This is a genomic window from Oceanispirochaeta sp. (assembly GCF_027859075.1).
Taxonomy (GTDB): domain Bacteria; phylum Spirochaetota; class Spirochaetia; order DSM-2461; family DSM-2461; genus Oceanispirochaeta.
Window position 1 is genome coordinate 1 of the sequence record NZ_JAQIBL010000048.1, and the last position, 19,485, is coordinate 19,485.

The 19,485-nt window shown below is 40.6% G+C and carries 17 protein-coding genes; 10 read left to right on the forward strand and 7 right to left on the reverse strand.

The features are described from left to right. Positions 1-246: 246 nt before the first annotated feature. The 3 genes from PF479_RS02805 to PF479_RS02815 are packed head-to-tail and all read left to right on the forward strand — an operon-like array spanning position 247 to position 4,798. A complete protein-coding gene (locus PF479_RS02805) occupies positions 247-1,884 on the forward strand; it encodes a sensor histidine kinase (protein WP_298002019.1) in 1,638 nt (545 codons plus the stop codon). Further along, complete coding sequence (locus tag PF479_RS02810) at positions 1,881-3,533, forward strand: response regulator (protein ID WP_298002020.1); 1,653 nt, start codon at positions 1,881-1,883, stop codon at positions 3,531-3,533. The genes PF479_RS02805 and PF479_RS02810 overlap by 4 nt, the downstream gene beginning before the upstream one ends. Continuing rightward, positions 3,521-4,798, forward strand: coding sequence for an ABC transporter substrate-binding protein (locus tag PF479_RS02815; protein WP_298002021.1), 1,278 nt, complete (start codon positions 3,521-3,523; stop codon positions 4,796-4,798). The genes PF479_RS02810 and PF479_RS02815 overlap by 13 nt, the downstream gene beginning before the upstream one ends. A gap of 280 nt (positions 4,799-5,078) precedes the next feature. Here the strand turns inward: PF479_RS02815 and PF479_RS02820 are convergent, their stop codons facing one another. Beyond that, positions 5,079-5,948 carry a helix-turn-helix domain-containing protein gene (locus tag PF479_RS02820; RefSeq protein ID WP_298002023.1) on the reverse strand — a complete coding sequence of 290 codons (870 nt, stop codon included), beginning with the start codon at positions 5,946-5,948 and terminating at the stop codon, positions 5,079-5,081. Between the two features lie 168 nt (positions 5,949-6,116). On the opposite strand from PF479_RS02820, the gene PF479_RS02825 reads away from it, so the two are divergent. The 6 genes from PF479_RS02825 to PF479_RS02850 all read left to right on the forward strand — a co-directional run bounded on the left by PF479_RS02825 (position 6,117) and on the right by PF479_RS02850 (position 12,640). Beyond that, positions 6,117-6,950 (forward strand): SDR family oxidoreductase, encoded by an 834-nt coding sequence (locus PF479_RS02825; RefSeq protein ID WP_298002024.1) that lies wholly within the window; start codon positions 6,117-6,119, stop codon positions 6,948-6,950. 79 nt (positions 6,951-7,029) lie between these two features. Further along, positions 7,030-8,055, forward strand: coding sequence for a zinc-binding dehydrogenase (locus PF479_RS02830; protein WP_298002026.1), 1,026 nt, complete (start codon positions 7,030-7,032; stop codon positions 8,053-8,055). Positions 8,056-8,488: 433 nt separating this feature from the next. Then, positions 8,489-9,739 carry a hypothetical protein gene (locus PF479_RS02835; protein WP_298002028.1) on the forward strand — a complete coding sequence of 417 codons (1,251 nt, stop codon included), beginning with the start codon at positions 8,489-8,491 and terminating at the stop codon, positions 9,737-9,739. Between the two features lie 170 nt (positions 9,740-9,909). After that, on the forward strand, positions 9,910-10,776 hold the full coding sequence (locus PF479_RS02840) for a DUF3100 domain-containing protein (RefSeq protein ID WP_298002030.1): 867 nt from the start codon (positions 9,910-9,912) through the stop codon (positions 10,774-10,776). A 1-nt stretch (position 10,777) separates the two neighbouring features. After that, positions 10,778-11,233 (forward strand): hypothetical protein, encoded by a 456-nt coding sequence (locus PF479_RS02845; RefSeq protein WP_298002033.1) that lies wholly within the window; start codon positions 10,778-10,780, stop codon positions 11,231-11,233. Between the two features lie 78 nt (positions 11,234-11,311). Further along, positions 11,312-12,640, forward strand: coding sequence for an amidohydrolase (locus tag PF479_RS02850; protein WP_298002035.1), 1,329 nt, complete (start codon positions 11,312-11,314; stop codon positions 12,638-12,640). 164 nt (positions 12,641-12,804) lie between these two features. Here PF479_RS02850 and PF479_RS02855 read toward each other — a convergent pair whose 3' ends face one another. The 3 genes from PF479_RS02855 to tpx form a co-directional block, all read right to left on the reverse strand. Continuing rightward, positions 12,805-14,034, reverse strand: a complete 1,230-nt coding sequence (locus tag PF479_RS02855) for an ATP-binding protein (protein ID WP_298002037.1) — start codon at positions 14,032-14,034, stop codon at positions 12,805-12,807. Between the two features lie 216 nt (positions 14,035-14,250). Further along, positions 14,251-15,729, reverse strand: coding sequence for a mannitol dehydrogenase family protein (locus tag PF479_RS02860; protein WP_298002039.1), 1,479 nt, complete (start codon positions 15,727-15,729; stop codon positions 14,251-14,253). 169 nt (positions 15,730-15,898) lie between these two features. Then, positions 15,899-16,399 (reverse strand): thiol peroxidase, encoded by a 501-nt coding sequence (gene tpx / locus PF479_RS02865; RefSeq protein ID WP_298002041.1) that lies wholly within the window; start codon positions 16,397-16,399, stop codon positions 15,899-15,901. A 173-nt stretch (positions 16,400-16,572) separates the two neighbouring features. Between tpx and PF479_RS02870 the strand changes: the two genes are divergently transcribed. Continuing rightward, positions 16,573-17,307 carry a hypothetical protein gene (locus PF479_RS02870; RefSeq protein WP_298002043.1) on the forward strand — a complete coding sequence of 245 codons (735 nt, stop codon included), beginning with the start codon at positions 16,573-16,575 and terminating at the stop codon, positions 17,305-17,307. Between the two features lie 275 nt (positions 17,308-17,582). Here the strand turns inward: PF479_RS02870 and PF479_RS02875 are convergent, their stop codons facing one another. From PF479_RS02875 to PF479_RS02885, 3 genes are all read right to left on the reverse strand, one after another. Further along, positions 17,583-18,272 (reverse strand): SGNH/GDSL hydrolase family protein, encoded by a 690-nt coding sequence (locus tag PF479_RS02875; RefSeq protein WP_298002045.1) that lies wholly within the window; start codon positions 18,270-18,272, stop codon positions 17,583-17,585. Continuing rightward, positions 18,269-18,976: a MerR family transcriptional regulator gene (locus PF479_RS02880; RefSeq protein ID WP_298002047.1), complete on the reverse strand. Its 708-nt coding sequence runs from the start codon at positions 18,974-18,976 to the stop codon at positions 18,269-18,271. The genes PF479_RS02875 and PF479_RS02880 overlap by 4 nt, the downstream gene beginning before the upstream one ends. Positions 18,977-19,162: 186 nt before the next feature. Continuing rightward, positions 19,163-19,485, reverse strand: a 323-nt coding sequence (locus PF479_RS02885) for a DUF134 domain-containing protein (protein ID WP_298002048.1), incomplete at its 5' end; no start/stop codon positions are given.

The window sequence follows — 19,485 nt, forward strand, 5'->3', positions numbered from 1 at the left end:
TGATTGAATCATTACTGGGATAATACACAAAACGGAGAATTCCATTATGAAGAATCAATTTAAAATAACAAATTATTTAGAAGTATCATGAGAAAAAATGCTCTTCAAATGCGTACAAAAATATTGCTCCTCTGTATTTCCAGTACGCTGATAGCGTTGTCCATTCAAACGCTGTTCTTTCAAAATTCTGCTTCGTCTATTGTGTATGAATTAGAAAAAAGAGCCAGTATCAATTCTTTGGAGAACATGCAGAATGAATTGTACGGTTTAATAAAATCCTATGAAAACAATCTTATAAAAATTTACACCGAATCCAGTTTTATCACCGATTTGACAGTACCCCTTCCTCTGGAAGATATCAGGGACAAATATGATAGTTTTGCCTATCATTTAGCTCTGAATTTTTTTGAACCAAAATACAATGTGGGTGCCATATATCTTTATAATCATGATGATGAATTGATATCAAGTTACCGTTTTGCCAATACTCCCAGGTATAATTATCCCGAAAATATATTTGATGACGCAAAACAAAATAATGCAGACACTGTTTTAAATTATGTTCATTCCAGTAATAAAACAATGCTGGTCTCCAGCTACTTCAACGAAAGCAGTTCCCGGAATATTATTCGTTTTGTATTGAATATCTACTCCAGTAGAAATATGGAAAAAATTGGGTACATCGTTTGCGACGTGAATACCAATAGTTTTACTCAAATTATCAGAAAATACGTCTATTCTCCCGATCAATTTGTCTGGCTGCAGCCATCAGGAGATCGGCCTCTGCTTCAGTTCGGAGAATTAAGCGATCTTATGACTCCCTTTTACAATGAAACCTCGAGCCGCATTTCAGCCGGAAGTATTCAGTTGGAAGAGTCCCACGTCGTTAAGGGAAGTGTTTTTATGAACCTGCCTCAGGAAAAATATGATCTGATTTCCTTCTCTTTGACAGCTCAATATCTTTTAGAAGAGAGCCAGATCATCCTGAGGAAAAATATGCTGATCATTGCCTTTTTGATTACCCTTATTGCCACTATCGCTGTTGTGTTTCTGTCCAGCTTTATTACAACCCCCTTGAAGTTGATTGTCGGGAATCTGGAGAAAATAAGAGACGGAGAAACCAGAATCAGGCTGGATATCAGGAAAAAAGATGAGATCGGGCTTTTAGCACAGACAATCAATGAGATGCTGGATCAGATCCAGAAATTGGTAGCACAGGAATATCATCTGGAAATGCTCCTCAAGCAGGCGGAATACAGAACATTACAGGCTCAGGTAAATCCGCACTTTCTGTATAATTCTTTGGATACCATGAGTGGAATCGCCGCTTCTCAAAATTGTAAACAGGTCAGTCTTCTGTGTAATGCTCTTTCCAACGTATTCAGATACAGCATTGATATGAAGGACCCTTTATCAACCATTGATAAAGAGATCCTTCATATCAAAAACTATATGTACATCATGAATACAAGAACAAAGAACAGCATAGAGCTTGAAATCCAGTTGATGCAGGACCTCATGAACATAAAAATTCCCAGATTAACCCTTCAACCCATTGTTGAGAACTCGGTTAATCATGGATTAAAGAACAAACGGGGTATCAAGAAGATTTATATAAAAGCTGTTTGGGAAAATGATGATGTTATCCTGACCATTACAGACAATGGAGTTGGAATGGATACCGAAAGAATCCAGGGGCAACTGTCAGTCGATCCGGAAAGGACTCTTGGATTGAAATCCTCCATTGGTCTGTCCAATATTCACTCCAGAATCTACATGCTTTTTGGACCATCTTATGGCGTATCTCTCTCTAGTAAATTCGGCGAAGGCAGTACCGTTTCTTTACGAATCCCCCAAAATATGAAGGATTCCCGACTGATATGAAAAATGAAATGCTGAAATTACTGATAGTCGATGATGAACCCTGGAATTTTGAAAATCTTAAAACAATGATCCGTTGGAAGGATCTGTCCATTGAGATACTGAGACCCGCAAGAGATGGTGAAGAAGCCTTGAGGATCTTTCATGATGAAGAGCCGGATATTATCCTGACCGATATCAATATGCCTTTTATAAATGGAAATGAATTGATAAAACAAGTGAAGGCTAAATGTTCTAAAGTTCAAACCATTGTTGTCAGCGGATATGACGATTTTTCCTATGTCCGTGAAGCACTCCTACACGGGGCTATAGATTATTTGCTGAAACCGGTCACAAAAAAAGCCCTCCTTGACGTCATCAATAAGGCTATTACGGTCATTGGGGACAACAGCAAGGACGAAGACGAAAAAGCAAAGACTCATGATAAACTTCTGCAGGCCTCCTCTTTCATCTCCGATGGTGAGTACAGCCAGCTTTTAAAAGATATTACATTTTCGGAAAAACATACTCTTCTCTCCCATTTGGAACTTGAATACTCCATGTACACCTTTGTCCTTTTCAGACTCATCGATTTTAATCTTATATCCCGTAAGAGTGAAATTCCATTGTATAAAATGGCCTACAATGTAAAAAAGGAAATCGAAGGGTTTTCGGGAAAATCTAAAACATTGGTCTTTAATAATATTTACTCCAGAAATGACTTTATTCTTATTACGAATACTGATCGTAAAGGAATAGAGGATATGTACGGGATAGTTCCAGGTGTTCTGAAAAAAAGATTTGGTACCAGAATCAGGATGTTTATAAGTCAATCCTATTTTTCTTTTGATAAGATATACAATATCTATTCAGAAGCATGCCTCACCCTGTCATTAAGGCACGTCAATGATATAAAAGCTGTTTATACCCTGGAAACAACCAGGACTGTCAACATCAAAAAACGAATAACCTCAGAACAAGTGCGGCATTTAACCTTTGCTATTCAATCAAAAAATAAGGGGCTTGTCCGTGAAATCATCTTTAACGAAATGGGGTTCAATAAAAAAAGTCTGCCGCATTGGCTCATTCTGGAAGTCAGTCAATCCATAGAGTATTTGACAGGTATTTTTATGCACAATTTTCAAACTGAAGCGGGTATCATCCTATCGATAGAAAATTTTAACTATCTACTGAATGCCGCCTTGAATTCTGAAGACTTCGATGAAATGTGCAGTCTCCTTGCACAATTACTGGATGATATACTTCCCCTCCATCAGAATATAGGGAGCAGTGCCTCCATGGCAAAGACCATAACATGTGTTTGTGAATATATTGATGAATATTATTTCAGGAACATTTCATTAAGTTCCCTGGCCAGTATCTTCTCCATAGAGCGTTCCTATTTATGCAGGTCCTTTAAAGCCTATACCGGCGAAAATCTTATGTTATCTATAGCCAAGAAAAGAATTCAGAAAGCTCAGGAATATATAAAACAATCTGTACTCTCTCATGACAGTTTAACCCAGAAAGAGCTGAACCTGACGGAAATATCAGACCTGGTAGGTTATGAAGAATATTCATACTTCAATAGAGTATTTAGAAAAATTACCGGTTTGAGTCCCAGCGACTATCGCGCCGGTTTTAAAGAGGAGTCAGAAATATGCGCAGAATAAAAATGGTTCTTCTTCTCCTCGTCTACCTATTCATAAACTTCAGTTTTTTAGGCTGCCAGGCAAAAAAATCAGAAAAAGCATTGGAAAAGCAGCCCCGGATAAAGGAAAAAATAATATTAACGGTGCTGGCGGGGCAATCCACATCTGATCCGGGAATTGAAGAGATCTTCACCGAAGTGATTGAGAAAAGAATCCCGGGTGTTGAACTCTTCTGGGAAAGAATGGATTGGGGTGAACAATTTGAGTCTCAAATGCTGATTCGTTTTGCTGCCGGTGAAATCCCTGACATCATGATAGGTAAAGCACAGGATATTAAAATTTATGCCCCAACGGGAAATATTGCGGAAATTCCGGATAATCTTGTTGAACTCATTCGTCCGGAGATCATACCTTCTGTCAGCATCTCCGACAGGGTCTATGGTCTTCCCTATAACGCATTCTACCAGGGGGTTCTTTATAATAAAGATATTTTTGAAGACAATAATATTCCGATCCCTCAAAACCGGCAGGAACTGGAAACTGTTATTGTCCGGCTCAACTCACTCGGAATCCACCCTTTTGCAGCGCATTTTGAGGAAACCTGGTATACCGCCAATATCTTTATGCAGGTAGCCATTGGTGAGATATTCAGTAAAAATCAGGATTGGGGCAATCAGTATCGCTCCGGTTCAATCTCTTTCATTGAAAATGAATCCATTCGCAACTGTTTCGAAAATTTAGAAACAATATTAGATAACTCCTGGAGTGACGTCATGAGTGTGAATCTTTTTGAGTGTGATGGACGCTTCGCCGCATCCAAAGCAGCCATGTACCTCACAGGAACCTGGTCTTTACAGAATATTGAAGCCCTCAATCCCTCTCTTCGAATTGGGATTTTCCCTTTTCCCAATCGGGACGGTGATGCTAAATTGATTATTGAACCCAATTTAACATTTATGAAAAGTACTTCTCCCGAACATTCGGAATTGATTGATAAGGTCTTCCAGGTTTTGCTTGAAGATGAAGTTCTTGCTAATCAGATTTCTGATTATACGAAGACAACGACAGTTTTAAGATCCATAAGTCCCCAATACCCCCAGAAAATACAGGAAGATATTCTAACTTTTGAACAAAATGACCAGGTGATCGATGCTACTATTGGCAATTCTCAATTGGTCTGGACCTTTCAGGAGGCCTTGGCCCAAAAAACGGTTGAGTGGCTCCGGGGCAGCATGACTCTTGAATCTGTCTTGGAATATGCTGATCAGTTGAATGTATCAGATTGATTACATAGTTCGTTATATCTATTATTGGTAGGAAATTCTAATAAATAATTGCGTATCATAAATCGGGAAATTGCTGAGAATAGAACAGGAATTAAAACTGGGATTCAAGGGTGTGATGATCAGTCCCAAAGGATCAACCCAAAGCTGTCGATCACAGGGAACGGTTCTTAAGGCTTGATTGCAGCTGGTTCCCGGCATGTCAGCAGTAGTCAAAATCCGGACTCCTGACAATCTGGGTGATTTTCTGCCCTGGTAAGGAAAAATATCCAGGGAAATCCTTTTAGGAGTTTCTGTATTTGTGGGGCGAATGTCCCACATGACGCTTAAAGTATTTACCAAAAAAAGACTGGGATGGAAAATTCAATTGATCGCTGATTTGCTGTATTGTCATATTCGTTGATTTTAAGAGGGCTTTGGCCTCCAGAATTACATAATTATTGATCCATTCGCTTGCCGAGCTTCCGCTGAACTCCCTGACGACTTTCGATAGATACTTCGGTGTAAGACACAGCTTCTCTGCATAAAAATCCAGGGCCCTGTGTTCACTGAAGTTTTCCTGTGCACTCAATAAAAACTCTTCAACAAGAATCTCTTTTTTCGATTTGTTCCGGCTTTCAGGGATCTTATGAAACTGGTAGCTGGAAGTATAAAAAAAGACCTGTAACAGGTGTTTTACAATTTCCCTGCGGTGAGGGTTGTCTTTCATCCGTACCATCTTTTGTAGAATGCGATAATAGTCGATCATTGATTTCAGATCTTCATCATTCAGCCGGGTCCAGGGATTTTTATGAACTGAAATGGAGAAGGGTATTCTTTCCTGTGTATTCATAAACATGCTGTTGACAAATCGCTTGGACATGATGATGAACAGCCCTGAAAAATCATCGCTTAAATATTCATATTGCAGAATCTGATCGGGAAGAACAATAAAGAGGCAGGGAGCCTGAGTCTCATAAGTTTTCAGGTTGATCCTCCCTTTCATTGTCCCCTTTAAGCAAATGATGGCCGTTGTGACATCAACCTTGAAGGGATAATTGAATGCGGCTGATATGATGGGATTTTCAAGTAATAAAAAATCATCATCTATGGAATCCACCTCTTCATTTTCCAATTCAACATGCCAGTTAAAAAGTGAAATTATATTTTTCATAGTAACTTAATATATCATGTAATGTGTTCTATATGGAGTATATATCTATAAAATACATCATATAGACCAACAATGAGGTCTATATGACCTTTCTTTTGAAGGAGATAGCTTTTATCTTATTCCTGTATACAGCATTTAAAAACAATAGAATTACAGGAGTCAGATTGTATGGAAATTAAGAATAAAGTAGTCGTTGTTACCGGAGGCGGTAATGGAATGGGCAGAGAATTGGTCCTCAATCTTCTCAGCCGGGGTGCCATCGTGGCAGCCGTGGATATTAAGGAGCTGGCATTGGCTGAAACAAGACAGCTGGCGGGAGATCTGCAGGGCAGTTTATCCACATATATCCTGGATATCACTGATAAGGAAGCTGTGAAGAATTTCCCTTGGCAGATCATCAGCAAACAGGGCCGGGTCGACATGCTCATCAATAATGCCGGCATTATTCAACCCTTTCAGCGCGTGGCGGATCTTGATGACTCCACAATCGAACATGTTATGGATGTTAATTTTTATGGAGCTCTTTATATGACAAGAGCCTTTTTACCCCTGCTTTTAATGCGGTCCGAGGCTTCTATTGTCAATGTCTCGAGCATGGGCGGTTTTTTACCCGTTCCGGGACAAAGCATATACGGGGCGGCGAAGGCGGCGGTAAAAATTATGACAGAGGGATTAAGATCAGAACTGAAGCATACAAATGTAAAGGTTTCAGTCGTCTTTCCGGGAGCCATTAATACCAATATCAAGGCACACTCGGGTGCCGTAGAAGGGGGAGAAGATGGACGGGAAGACGGAAGTCCGAGGGATGACAGAAGCAATAGGGCCAATAAAACACTGTCTCCTGTTCAGGCCGTGCAGATCATCATTAAAGGGATAAAGAAAAATTCTCCCCGAATCTTTGTGGGCAGAGACTCAAGGTTCCTGGACCTGATCTACAGGCTCAACCCTGGTTTCGCATCGAATCTTATTGCGGGATTCATGAAATCTCACATCCCGGAATAAATATTTCCCTATTATCAAAAAACATAATCAAACTCAACACTTCATCCACAGATGAGAAAAGGACTATGGAGGTCAATTTATGAGAGCTTTAATTTACAAAGGTGTTCAGAAAGTGGAATTACAGGAGATACCGATGCCAGTCTGCGGACCCGATGATGTGATCGTCCGCAATGTCCGTGCCGGTATCTGCGGAACAGATGTTTCTGCCTATTTATTAGGAGGGTTATATGGGGGAATCTTTCCGGAATCAGAACTGGGCCATGAATTCGGGCATGAAATGGTCGGATTTATCCATGAAACAGGTGGAAACGTGGCAGCTCTGGAAAAGGGAATGCGCGTCTTTGTCAATCCGCTTACCCGAATCCCAGATCCATCACAGGCATGCATGGCCAATGCTTTTTCCGAATACGTCCTGGTTCAGAAGGCACAGATCGATCACAATATTTACATCCTGCCCGATTCTTTGTCCTTCGATGATGCGGTTTTGATAGAACCCTTTTCTGTGGGTACCCATGGAAAGAATACAGCTCAGACAAAGCCGGAAGACAAGGTTATCATTTATGGGGCCGGCACAATCGGCCTTTGTGCCCTGAGTGCTTTGATTGCCCAGGGAAACACAAAAATTGTTGTTGTGGATATTGATGACAAACGTCTTGAAACAGTCAAGGTTCTGGGCGGTATTGGCTTTAATCCAAAATCGGGAGAACTCTATCCCTTTTTGAAGGAACATTTGGGAGAAATAACCAATATATACAGAACCCCGGTGATTGATGTTGATGTGGTCATCGATTGCGCTGGAGTTCCCAGCATACCAGTCGATTTTCTAAACTATTCCAAGCCGGGTGCTAAATTGTCCTGTGTGGGTATGCATAAGAAAGAGCTGATGCTGGATTTTTCAATAATTATGAGCAAACAGAACATCATCCTGGGATCAAGGGGATATACAAGGGAAGATATCAGGGAAGTCATTCATAATCTTGCAGGGAAAAAATCATCAGTTTACAAGATCATCACTCATATATTCAGAATGGAGGAAGGAACAGAAGCATTTTTAACTGCCTCGGACCCGAGTCAGGCTATTAAAGTCATCCTGGATTTAGAGTAGGCGGATTATATCGGATTAAAACACATCCACAGGGTTATGACTCATTTTCGGCATAACCCTGGGCAGCTCATCAAGGATTCATTGACTGCGTCCGCCTGTATCATGGTTTATTTCATTGGAGCTGATTTCAGCACTGACGGGATATCATTTCCCAAAATAAAATAGTTAAAAGCAGCGTCAATGTACTGCTTCCAATATCCGAAAAACCGGCCAGATAAGCAACAAGACTATGAATCTGGTGGAGTCTTTCAGGGTGGAATAGCATCCTGGGAGATCTCCCCCTCCGGAGACGTCAGCCCCGGCGGCCTGCGATTGTATTTCCAATCTCTCAATCTTGCTTATCATTCAGAGATCTTATAGAGTTAGCAATTATGGAAAAGATCTATTTCTGGATGCATTATTGAATATCGGTCTGATTGGCCCTCGGGATTCAGTGGAAAAAATACTGAAAGTCATCGGGACTCAATATGATGGTTTAACTATCACTCCTTATATCAAGGAACGCACAAATGAAGCTGGTGAAATCTTTGGTATATGCCAAGCTGAAAATGATGGGATTTTCTTTACGGGTGTAGGAGTTCTGGAAGAAGTTAAGAAAATCAAAAAAATTTTCAAACCCTATGAGTCCATACCAAGAAGCGGATACAGCCTGATGAGTACCATCTGGGAGATGGAACAGAAGCAAGTCAAATATGAACGGATAAGCATTGATGTTGTTCCCGATAAAGTTCTCCAGGAAATAATTGAAGAGTTCGGACTCTCTTTCAAAAAGTTCTATACTATGCCTTTTTCTGCAGAACACAGTGAAGATGAATACTTGGATCGGCATTTGAAACTGCATGATGCGGGAGAAATTGATGTCATACTCACAGGTTTTGGATCTGTGTACAGGCAATTGTTAGACCGCGGCTTACCTGTATTCAGATTATATCCCAATAATATTCAAATTCGTCAGAATCTGGAAAAACTGATATGGAGCATTGAAACAAAAGGAATCCGTTCCGCCGGAATTGCCATACAGATTATAAAATTGAGAGGGATCACCCATGATTCATTGTGTCAGTATGACGATTTGAAAAAAAGGGGTGAGTTTTACCTGGAACTTCTGGAATATGTGAGAGAGGTACAAGGTTCCCTTTTTGCTTTCGGGCGGGAGGAAATGATCATTTTCAGTACCCGCGGCGAGATTGAGCATGAAGCAAACTGGATTCTGTTTAAGGAATTAATGAGTTGGGGGAATCAGAATCATACAAATTTCTATTCAGGGATCGGCTTTGGGATAACAGCTTATGAAGCGGAGAAATCAGCCAGAAAAGCATTAGTGAATGCTTCTAAATTAAAATCAAGCGGTGCCTATATTGTTGATGGAGATCAAATCAGAGGACCTCTCTTTGAGAGTGATGAATTGAGATATTATATAAAAGTCTCGGACAAGATGATTCTGGATATATCTAAAAAAACAGGAATAGACCCAACTTATATTACTAAAATAAAAGCACTCATGGCTAAGACCGATAAGGATACTTATGACTCGGAAGAACTGTCTCTGGCATTGAATATTGGAGAAAGAACGGCCCGCAGGATATTAAAAAAATTCCTCGATAATGGTTTTGGAGTCGTTTCCGGAAGGGAAAGTAATACCATGAGAGGACGACCCAAAAATATTATCAAGATATCCCTGTAGAGGTTTTCGTTCATACTTACAAAAAAAAATAAAAATTAAAAAACTTTACACAACTATAAATTGGACTTAGTATCAAATAATCTTATTTACGGTCAAATACTTGTCATGTCCGTAAACCAGGCAGTATTTGCTGTTTATATCAGCAATAGGTTGTTTTAAAAGGAGTTTTTATGACTGAAAAAGAAACTTTATCATGGAGGGGACGAAGTCGAATATTTCTAACTCTTCTCGCTGTCGTCCTTGTTCTGGTAATCATTTCAGAGCTTATCGGAATTGTTAAAATCAGTGTTGGTCCGGGGACTGTTGTTCTTTTACCCATGCTGTTTGCAGTAATCCTGGGTATGTTGATCACACCTGATCTTTTAGGTAAAAAGATCAAAGTTCTAAAAAAAATTGTGAATGAAGACACAATTGAATTAGCCGGTGTCGGTGTTATGATTGCCCTTCTTCCCTTAGGTGTTCGATATGGAACTCTTGTCGGTCCCAATATCGTTAAGGTTCTTGAAGCCGGTCCCGCTTTGATTTTACAGGAACTGGGAAATCTTTTTACACCTCTTATCGCCCTTCCTATTGCTCTCCTGCTTGGATTAAAGCGTGAAGCTGTTGGTGCCACTGTCAGTATCTGCCGGGAACCGACTCTGGGTGTTATTGGAGAGAAATACGGAATGAGTTCTCCCGAAGGAAATGGAGTGCTCGGAACCTATATGGTGGGAACTGTATTCGGAACTGTATTTTTTGGTTTCCTCGGATCTCTCGCTGTTAATACTGGTCTTCATCCCTATGCTCTGGCTATGGCAACAGGAGTAGGGAGCGGCAGTATGATGGCTGCAGGATCTGCAGCTCTGGCAGTGACTGTTCCCGCCGTTATGAAAGATACCGTTTTGGCCTATGCCGCCACAAGTAATATGCTCACGGGAATTACGGGGATTTACTCGGTGATCTTCCTGGCACTCCCTTTTACAAACTGGTACTACAACAAAATTGAACCGAAAATCAATAAGAACAAGAAGACTGTTCTTACAACGGAAGGAGAATAATATGGATTTAGTAAAACTATCCAACCAGTTCAAACTGATGCTTTTTGTGGGTGTTTTAATCCTCACAGGACAACTGGTCAGTTCCGGAGCATCTCCCTTAGAAGCCCTTCCCGGTATGGTCATCATTATTATAATTGCTATGATGGCTCTTGTATTAAAAGATCTGGTTCCTCTTAAATTTCCGGCTTTTGCCTGGGCAACACTCATTGCTTTTATACTCACATTACCTATGCTTCCTGTCTCTGCATTTTTAATGGAGTACATAAACAAAGTAGGTTTTCTTGCTACGACTACACCGATACTGGCTTTTGCAGGAATTTCTGTAGGAAATAAAATTGGTATATTAAAAAAGATTTCCTGGAAGCTTGTGGTTATCTCTCTCATTGTTTTTTCCAGTACATTTTTTGGTTCTGCACTTATTGCGCAGATTCTTCTCACAATGCAGGGGACCATTTAACAAAAAATAGACCATCAGATGTCAGCTGCTTAGGCGGGCATCTGTTACTTATGCCTTATTCCAAAACCCTGGGGAAATATGTTTAAAGAAGATTTAAAGAACAAAGTAGTTGAAGCTATAAATACCAGCGCTGAAGAAATCATCCATATCGGTGATCAGATATATAAACATCCTGAACTGGGTTATAAAGAATTTAAAACCACCAAGACTGTTGTCGATTATCTGAAAAATCTGGATCTGGAAGTTGAAGAAAATATAGCTCTTACAGGATGCCGTTCCTATTTGAATAAGGGGCATAAAGGACCAAGAATTGCGCTGATGGGAGAACTGGATGCTATTGTTGTCAAAGATCATCCGGATTCTGATGCCGAAGGCGTTGTTCATGCCTGCGGGCATAACATTCAGATTGCCGGTCTCCTTGGAGCTGTAGCCGGTCTGGTACGTTCCGGTGTTCTTTCTCAACTGGATGGGCAGGTTGATATCCTCGCAGTTCCTTCGGAAGAGTTTATCGAACTTGAATACAGAGATCAGTTACGATCTGAAGAAAAAATCAAGTTTTTCGGTGGAAAGCAGGAGCTGATTTCCCGAGGATATTTTGATGATATTGATATGAGCCTGATGTTTCATTCCCTGGATTTAGAGGATAAAGAAGCCCTCGTCGGGCCCACCAGTAATGGTTTCATCGGAAAAAAAGTGCAATTCACAGGACGGGAATCCCATGCCGGTTCCGCTCCGGAACTGGGAGTTAACGCCCTGAATGCGGCCATGCTGGCCATTATGAATATTCATGCTCAGAGAGAAACCTTTTTAGATTCAGATAGAGTCAGAGTTCATCCCATTATTACCAAGGGCGGTGATATTGTTAATGTAATTCCTTCAGATGTCAGAATGGAAGCCTATGTTAGAGCCAGGACTATTGACGCAATGATTGATGCCAACCATAAAGTGAGCAGGGCATTATTGGCTGGTGCCTCAGCTGTCGGTGCCAATATTGAAATTACAGATATTCCCGGTTATCTGCCTATCCTAAAACACGATGGAATGGATGATCTTTTTCATGAAAATCTCAAACTCCTGGGCTGTGAAGGTAAAATTGTTGAGGGCGGTGACTTTTCGGGATCATTTGACTTTGGAGATGTTTCCCATCTGATGCCAACACTTCACCCCATGATCGGGGGAGTTCGGGGATCTATTCATACAAAGGATTTTGCTATTATTGATAAGAATCTAGCATATATTCTGCCGGCCAAAGCAATGGCATTAACCATTATTGATCTCTTATATGACGGAGCGGAAATAGCAAAATCTATTCTGGATAATTTTACACCGACTTTGGAAAAGGCTACATATCTATCACTCATGGAAGAGAACATGAATACCCTAATTGTTACGAATATGACTTCATAAGCCTTCTCTGCCGGATCTGAGCGCCAGCCGCTCAGTCGGCTTCATCCCCGGGGGGGATGAAGCCGGAGGAAACCGATATATAAAATAAACAAAGAATATGGCATTCACAAAACGGAGAAGCTATACTCTTTATATAGTGAAAAATGCCATAGTCTTTATTCTGCTCATTCCACCAGCAGATTCTTGCCTTCACCATAGCTCCTGGCAACAGGGGCGGCCGTATGGTTCAGCTCTTCTTCATATTTGGCCTTTGGCAGATATAAATTGAAGGTGCTACCCTGGCCCTGCTCACTTTGTACATCAATCATTCCATCATTTTGCTTCATAATTCCATAAATTGTAGCAAGCCCCAGGCCGGTACCCTTACCCTGCTCTTTTGTTGTAAAAAAAGGTTCGAAAATATGGGAGAGGGTTGTTTCATCCATTCCTGTTCCATGATCATTGAAAGATAACAAGACATATTGCCCTGGTAAATAGTCCTTATTTTGTTCCCGGCTGGAGCCATCAAGAACTACATTCGACGTAGATATTTCCAACCTGCCTCCCTCGGGCATCGCATCCCGGGCATTGACAGCCAGGTTGATCAAAATTTGATCCAATTGGGAGGTATCCATATTAATTTTCCAAATATCTTCCTGAGCATCAAATCTAAGATCTATTTGTTCCCCTATGAGTCTGCCGATCATTTTTAATGTTTTGTTTATTTGACTATTAATATCCAGGGTTATTGGTGTAATGACCTGTTTTCTTGAAAAGGCAAGAAGCTGCTGTGTTATGTCTCTTGAACGGAGAGCGGCGTTTTCAATCTGCATTAAATATTCCTTAGAAACACTTTCTTCAGATATTGTGGCTTTCAGCAGTTCTGAATAACCCAGAATAACGCTCAGCATGTTATTGAAATCGTGAGCAATGCCTCCGGCCAATGTGCCGATTGCCTCCAGTTTCTGAGCCTGATGCAGCTGCTCCACAAGTTTTTTTTGTTCCCATCTTGATTGAACCAGTTCAGTAATATCGTTGACAAAGGAGGCATGGAATCCTTTTCCTTCATGAATGACCTGATAGGCTGTGACTTCAATAGGGAAAATGCTGCCATCCTTTCGGAGATGCCTTCTTTCAAAGTTACTTTTGGTAACCCTTCCAATTTTCTCCCAATGTGCCTTCCATTGTTCTTGTTTGAAATCAGGGTCGATATCCCATAAATAGAGAGACAGCAGTTCTTCACGGCTGTATCCGAGAGAACGGCATGCCTGATCATTTACATACCCAATCTGACCATTGCTATTGAGCCAGAAGACAGCCTGTGGAGATTGTTCGATTGTATATAGAAAATGAGCTAAGGTGTTCTCAGCTAATTTTGGGTGAGAAGTATTTTGTTCATGTTGCCTGTCTGTCATAAAATCCTCCTCCTGAAAGAAAAGCTCACTCAATATCAGGAGGGATCGTCAAGTACATTACACCCTTAGATTCATATCATTCAAGTATTTATACCCTGATTATGAATAACTTTTTCCTGTATATCCCTGTGCAGGAATCAATAATCCTGCTAAAAAAATCTGTTGTCAATAAGTGGACGACTCATATATTCAGAATGAAATAAGGAGCCGCGATTCTCAGGAGTAGTGTCTCTCCAGTGTCATGGAGATCGCCCTGGCAGGACCGTTTTCACAGATAAGTATTAATGACTCCTCAAAAACCTCCATAAAAACAGAACTCTCACGGAGGGTCTCTGTAAATATTTCGGGAAAAGCCAGAATGAATTCCCTGCCCTCTGTCTTCACGGCTTTTTGTGCTGCCTCTACCAGTGATTCTCTGAGTGGATCACTGAATTCCTGTCCTTCTGAGAGAGCATGGCACCATCCGGCAACACCCAGGGTCAGAAGGGGGGGAGCCTGGTCGATGCTTCTTATTGAATCTTCAATTGTCGGCAGGACAAACTTTGTTATGCGATTGGATGTATCAGTGGCAAGGCGGAGTGTCTGATCCTTGATCTTTGGATTTCTAAATCTCTTGATTGTATTATTGAGGAAACCTATCACATCAAAATCCGGAACTTCCCCGACAAAGGGAAGGGCTTCTTCCCGCATCATCTTCTCGACGGCCCGGTCAAAGGGATATGTCGTCATAAAATCACTGGAATATTCCAATCCTTCATACAGAGCCATATGGGCAAAGGTCACATGCCCCGCATTCAGGAGCCTCATCTTCATCTTTTCATGAGGGGAAACATCCTCTACAAAATAAACATTATCCAGTTTATCCAGATCCGGACGGGCATTGTTAAAATGATCTTCGATGACCCATAGGATAAAGGGTTCACAGGGTACCGGGCAATTATCAATATAAGAATACTCTTCTTTGATATACTCCTTATCCTGTTTACTTGTTAAAGGTGTAATCCTGTCTACCATGGAGCAGGGAAAGGCAACATTCTGTTCTATCCATTCTTTCATTTCATTAGAAATTTGAGAAGCGAAGGTCAACAGTCCTTTCTTCAGAATTTCTCCATTTTTTTCGACATTGTCACAGGAGAGAAGATCAAAGGGGGAAATCCCTTTTGCCCGTCTGGATTTCAGGGCTTCATACAGAAGGCCGTAGAATGTTTTCGGCTCTGCCGTATGGACGATATCATGCTGTATGTCCGGGTTGAGAATCTGAAATTCTCCGGTTGAATCATTAAAATTGTATCCCCCTTCGGTCACCGTCAGGGTTACCAGGGTCGTTGCAGGATCGGAAAGCTTCTCAATAATCTGTTTGCAGCTTTCTGATAAAATTTTATAGTTGAGGAGGGATGAGATCAGATAATCCCGGGGTTCATCACTGTCACTCTGCTCCAGGACAGTATATAGACAATCCTGAGAATTCAGCAACTGAGCCAGAGGTTTATCATTATCACGGACACTGATGCCGTAGATGCCGAGATCAACTTGCCCTGTCTCTTCCATATATCGTTGAAAGAAGGTTTCCTGATGGGACCTGTGGAAATTCCCTACACCTATATGTACGATGGAGCTGGTCATTTTACTTCTGTCCAGACGGGGTAAAAGGGGTGATTTCTTGTTGAATTTTAGGGTATTACTCAGTGTTTCCATATTGTCCTCCCAAATATATATATGATTATCAGCCAGTTCAGGATGAAATGCATGCAATATATTTTGATTATTATTAAATGTACCATGAATGTTCAGTAGATGAGTCATCTCTTTTCTTTCTGAACTAATGAGATTTTCACTGCCTCATCGAAATGAGGCAGTGAAAATCTTATTTTATATTCTGAAGAGCTGATTCATAGTCTGGCTCATCAACAATTTCAGGTACCTGCTGGGTGTATGTTACAACACCATCAGGGTTTACTACAATGACAGCCCTTGATAAAAGTCCTTTGAGGGGACCATCTGTGAACAGGACCCCATAGTCTTTTCCGAAATTATCATCGCGGAATACAGAGGCTGTATACACATCTTTCAAACCTTCAGTCGTGCAGAATCTACCGGCAGCAAAGGGGAGGTCTGCGGAAATACAGATGACTACAGTATTGTTTAAAGATGCGGCATTTTTATTAAATTTTCTGACTGAGGTTGCACAGGTTGCTGTGTCCAGGCTTGGAAATATATTCAAGATAACATTTTTACCCTTAAAATCTGACAAACTAATATCTTCAAGGTCGGATTTTACCAATTTAAACTCTTTTGCTTTCGATCCTGTTCCTGGTAGTTCTCCAATCGTTTTAACTGGATTTCCATGTAAAGTAATATTCGCCATTTATTCCACCTTTTATCGTTTGGTTAGTACTGTGTAATATAGTAAGGATTACCATCAAAGGAAAGATGAATTTAATTCTCTTCACGAATGTCATTTTTTTTGGTTTGTTTTACAGAAATCGTAAACACTGATATAATGCACGATTACTATTCATTTTTAAAGGAGAATTTATCATGAAGAAATTTTTTGGATTGCTCTTACTCGCTCTGGTACTGTTTTCTTGTTCACCACCCGCTCCGCAGGTTGTTCAAATTGAAACAGCAGACCTGTCTTTGGGGCTCGGCAACTCTTCCATTTTTCGCGTCGGACCCGGTAAAGATTCAACGGGAACACAGGTCTATAGTTTTACCTATGTTCAGGCCGCTGTTGTATTCAGTGCCGATGGAAAGATCGTAGATCTGGAAGTTGATGAACTGGAAGTGAGCCTTCCCAATTATGATGGCGCCTCCATGCCCCATTTTTCCGGTTGGCCCGGCAGTCCTGAACCTAACTTTACAAATCATGAAACTGCAGAAGTCGATGGCACCACAGCTACAACCGAGGAAGCCGTCACGGCTGAAGTCGCTGCCTGGAAAACCAAGCGGGAACGCGGTGATAGCTATGGTATGAGCAAAAACAATGACTGGTGGAAACAGATGGATGGCTGGGAAGCCCAGTTTATCGGTAAAACCGTCGATGAAGTAAAAGCCTATTATGCAGCCTATACGAATGACAGGAACGGACGCCCCCTCAACCCCGAAACAAAAGACGAGGCCGAACTGGCAAAATACAACAAACTCAATAAAGCTGAAAAAGAGCTTGTTGCTGATGCCCGCAGCTCTGCCACCATGAGTGTCAATGATGCTCATGGTTATGTCCTGACGGCAATCCAGGAAGCCTGGGAACTGAGAAAACCTTTCCGTAAGTAATTTTTCTGAATCTGGATCTATAAAGGCCTTCCCCGGGGGAAGGCCTTTTTTACAGCTTTATTGACAGGCCTAACTCGTTGGTTTCGGTATAGATTTCTATATTGAATAGAAATAAACTGGAATGAATGAATAAGGGGCTGCCATGAATAATGTAAAAAGATCATTCAGGATACGACTCTGACCTATCACCAGCGGGTATTCAACCATGGAAAAGATGGGGCTGATCGTCATCGAAAATGGAGCAGAAAAATTATAGAAAGGATATACCCTCTTTTCTATTGTATTGCAGCGTTTTCATTAAGAAAATTTGAGATGCTTCCGGAAATAAGTTCATGTCCTGCTGCTTTCGGATGCATACCATCAATGCCGATCAGATCATCCAGATTGTCATCCATCAGAAATTTTCCTCTGATATCAATCATTTCAATTCCATAACTCCTGGTTACCTTTTCAAAAATATTGTTATACGATTCATGATGATAGTAAATACGGCTTATGTTCTTGAGCCATTTCATGATATTTTCAGCATTAAAATATTCGCCAAGAAAACTGAAAAATTTCTCTGCATGCAGTGGCGGACAGTTGAGGGTTATAATCTTACTCTGGCTTTCTTTAAAATTATCATATATCCGGCACAGGTTGTTTTCATACTCTTCTTTGGAAACAGCCGGAAAATGATCTTGTTCCGGATGTTCCGCTATTTCTTTCCAGTTGAAGTTACAGTCGTTACCGCCAATTCCAAAAAAGGTGATATCTGCATCTAAGCCGTTCAGTTTGAACAGATCCTTTAAAAAACGGCGTGACGTAAGGCCGAAACGGCCTCTGTTTTCTGTGGATGAAAGAATTGTTTTACTTAGGATGTTGAAAAACGATTTTTCCAGAACCCTGTATTTACCGTCAATAAACGACACTCCTTTCGTGATGGAATCTCCCAGAAACATTACGGATGATTTATCCAGAATCATAATTCCCCTACCTTTTTCTGTATTTTTTTAATGATGTTTTTCTTTGTTTCAAGTTCTTCCAGAAGTTTCCTTCGAGCTTCAGATTTATGCGTTTCGTCGCCGGATCTGACTTTTTCCAGAAAGGAAGCCATATCATTCAGTTTATATCCAATACTCTGCATATCCCTGATGAGTTCAAGTTCTGATATGATTCTACACTCGTAGAATCGTTTGTTTTTGTATATTCTGGGGGGGAGAATCAGATTTTCTTTTTCATAGAATTTTATGGTTCTTTCAGGAATCTTTGTTTGATTCGAAAGATCCTTCAGTTGTATATACAGCTTGTTTTCTGCCAGATTCTCATCTTTGGGGACACCTACTTCTGTCAGAACTGTGAGGCAGTCTTCGTCCTTATATCCCAGACGTCTCAGCCGGACAAAAGACTGAAAGATTTCAATCTCATTTTCTTTGAAAAGCTGTGTGTTCTTTATAAAACCCAGTTCAATGAATCTGTCAAACAGGGCACTATCCGTTTTATATTTCCGTTTAATCTCATCCCGGGAATAGGGATGGTCCCTGAGAAATCTTTTAATCTCTTCAAGTTCCTTTTCTGAATATTGAAGCTTATCCTGTATGATTCCTTCTGAAATGAGGCACATGAATTTATTATCATCAAGCCTGAGTCGTCTCTGTATTTTATCCTTCTGGTACACTGTGTTGCTCACTAATAAACCTCTATACTGTCAATATAGATTATTGACAGTATAGAGTCAACTATGAGTTCTGTGATATTATTGTTAATTCTAAAGGCATATGACAAACGGGCGATGCAGTATATTTCTTAATTCTACCGGGCAGGATGATTGCAATTATCAGGCTTCATCTGTTCATATGATATCAAGGTTCTTTAATTAAAGTATTTCTTCCTCTTCATTTTTCACGATCAATTCTTTTGTATGGAGTAATACGTCAACGATTTTTTTTCTGCCCGAAAGTAATAATCTCTGAACTGTTCCTCTGGAAATTCCCATTGCCTCACCGGCTTCGATCTGATTTAAACCATCATAATCACAAAGTCGCAGAGCTTCGAACTCATCGAGTTTCAATTCTATTTTCTCCAGATTTCTTGCAGGAATACCTGAAGGTTTAAAATTCCTGTTTCCATCCAGTCTTCTACAATTTCTCTGTTTACATCTTCTTGGCATATCGACTCCAATAATACAATATAAATGAT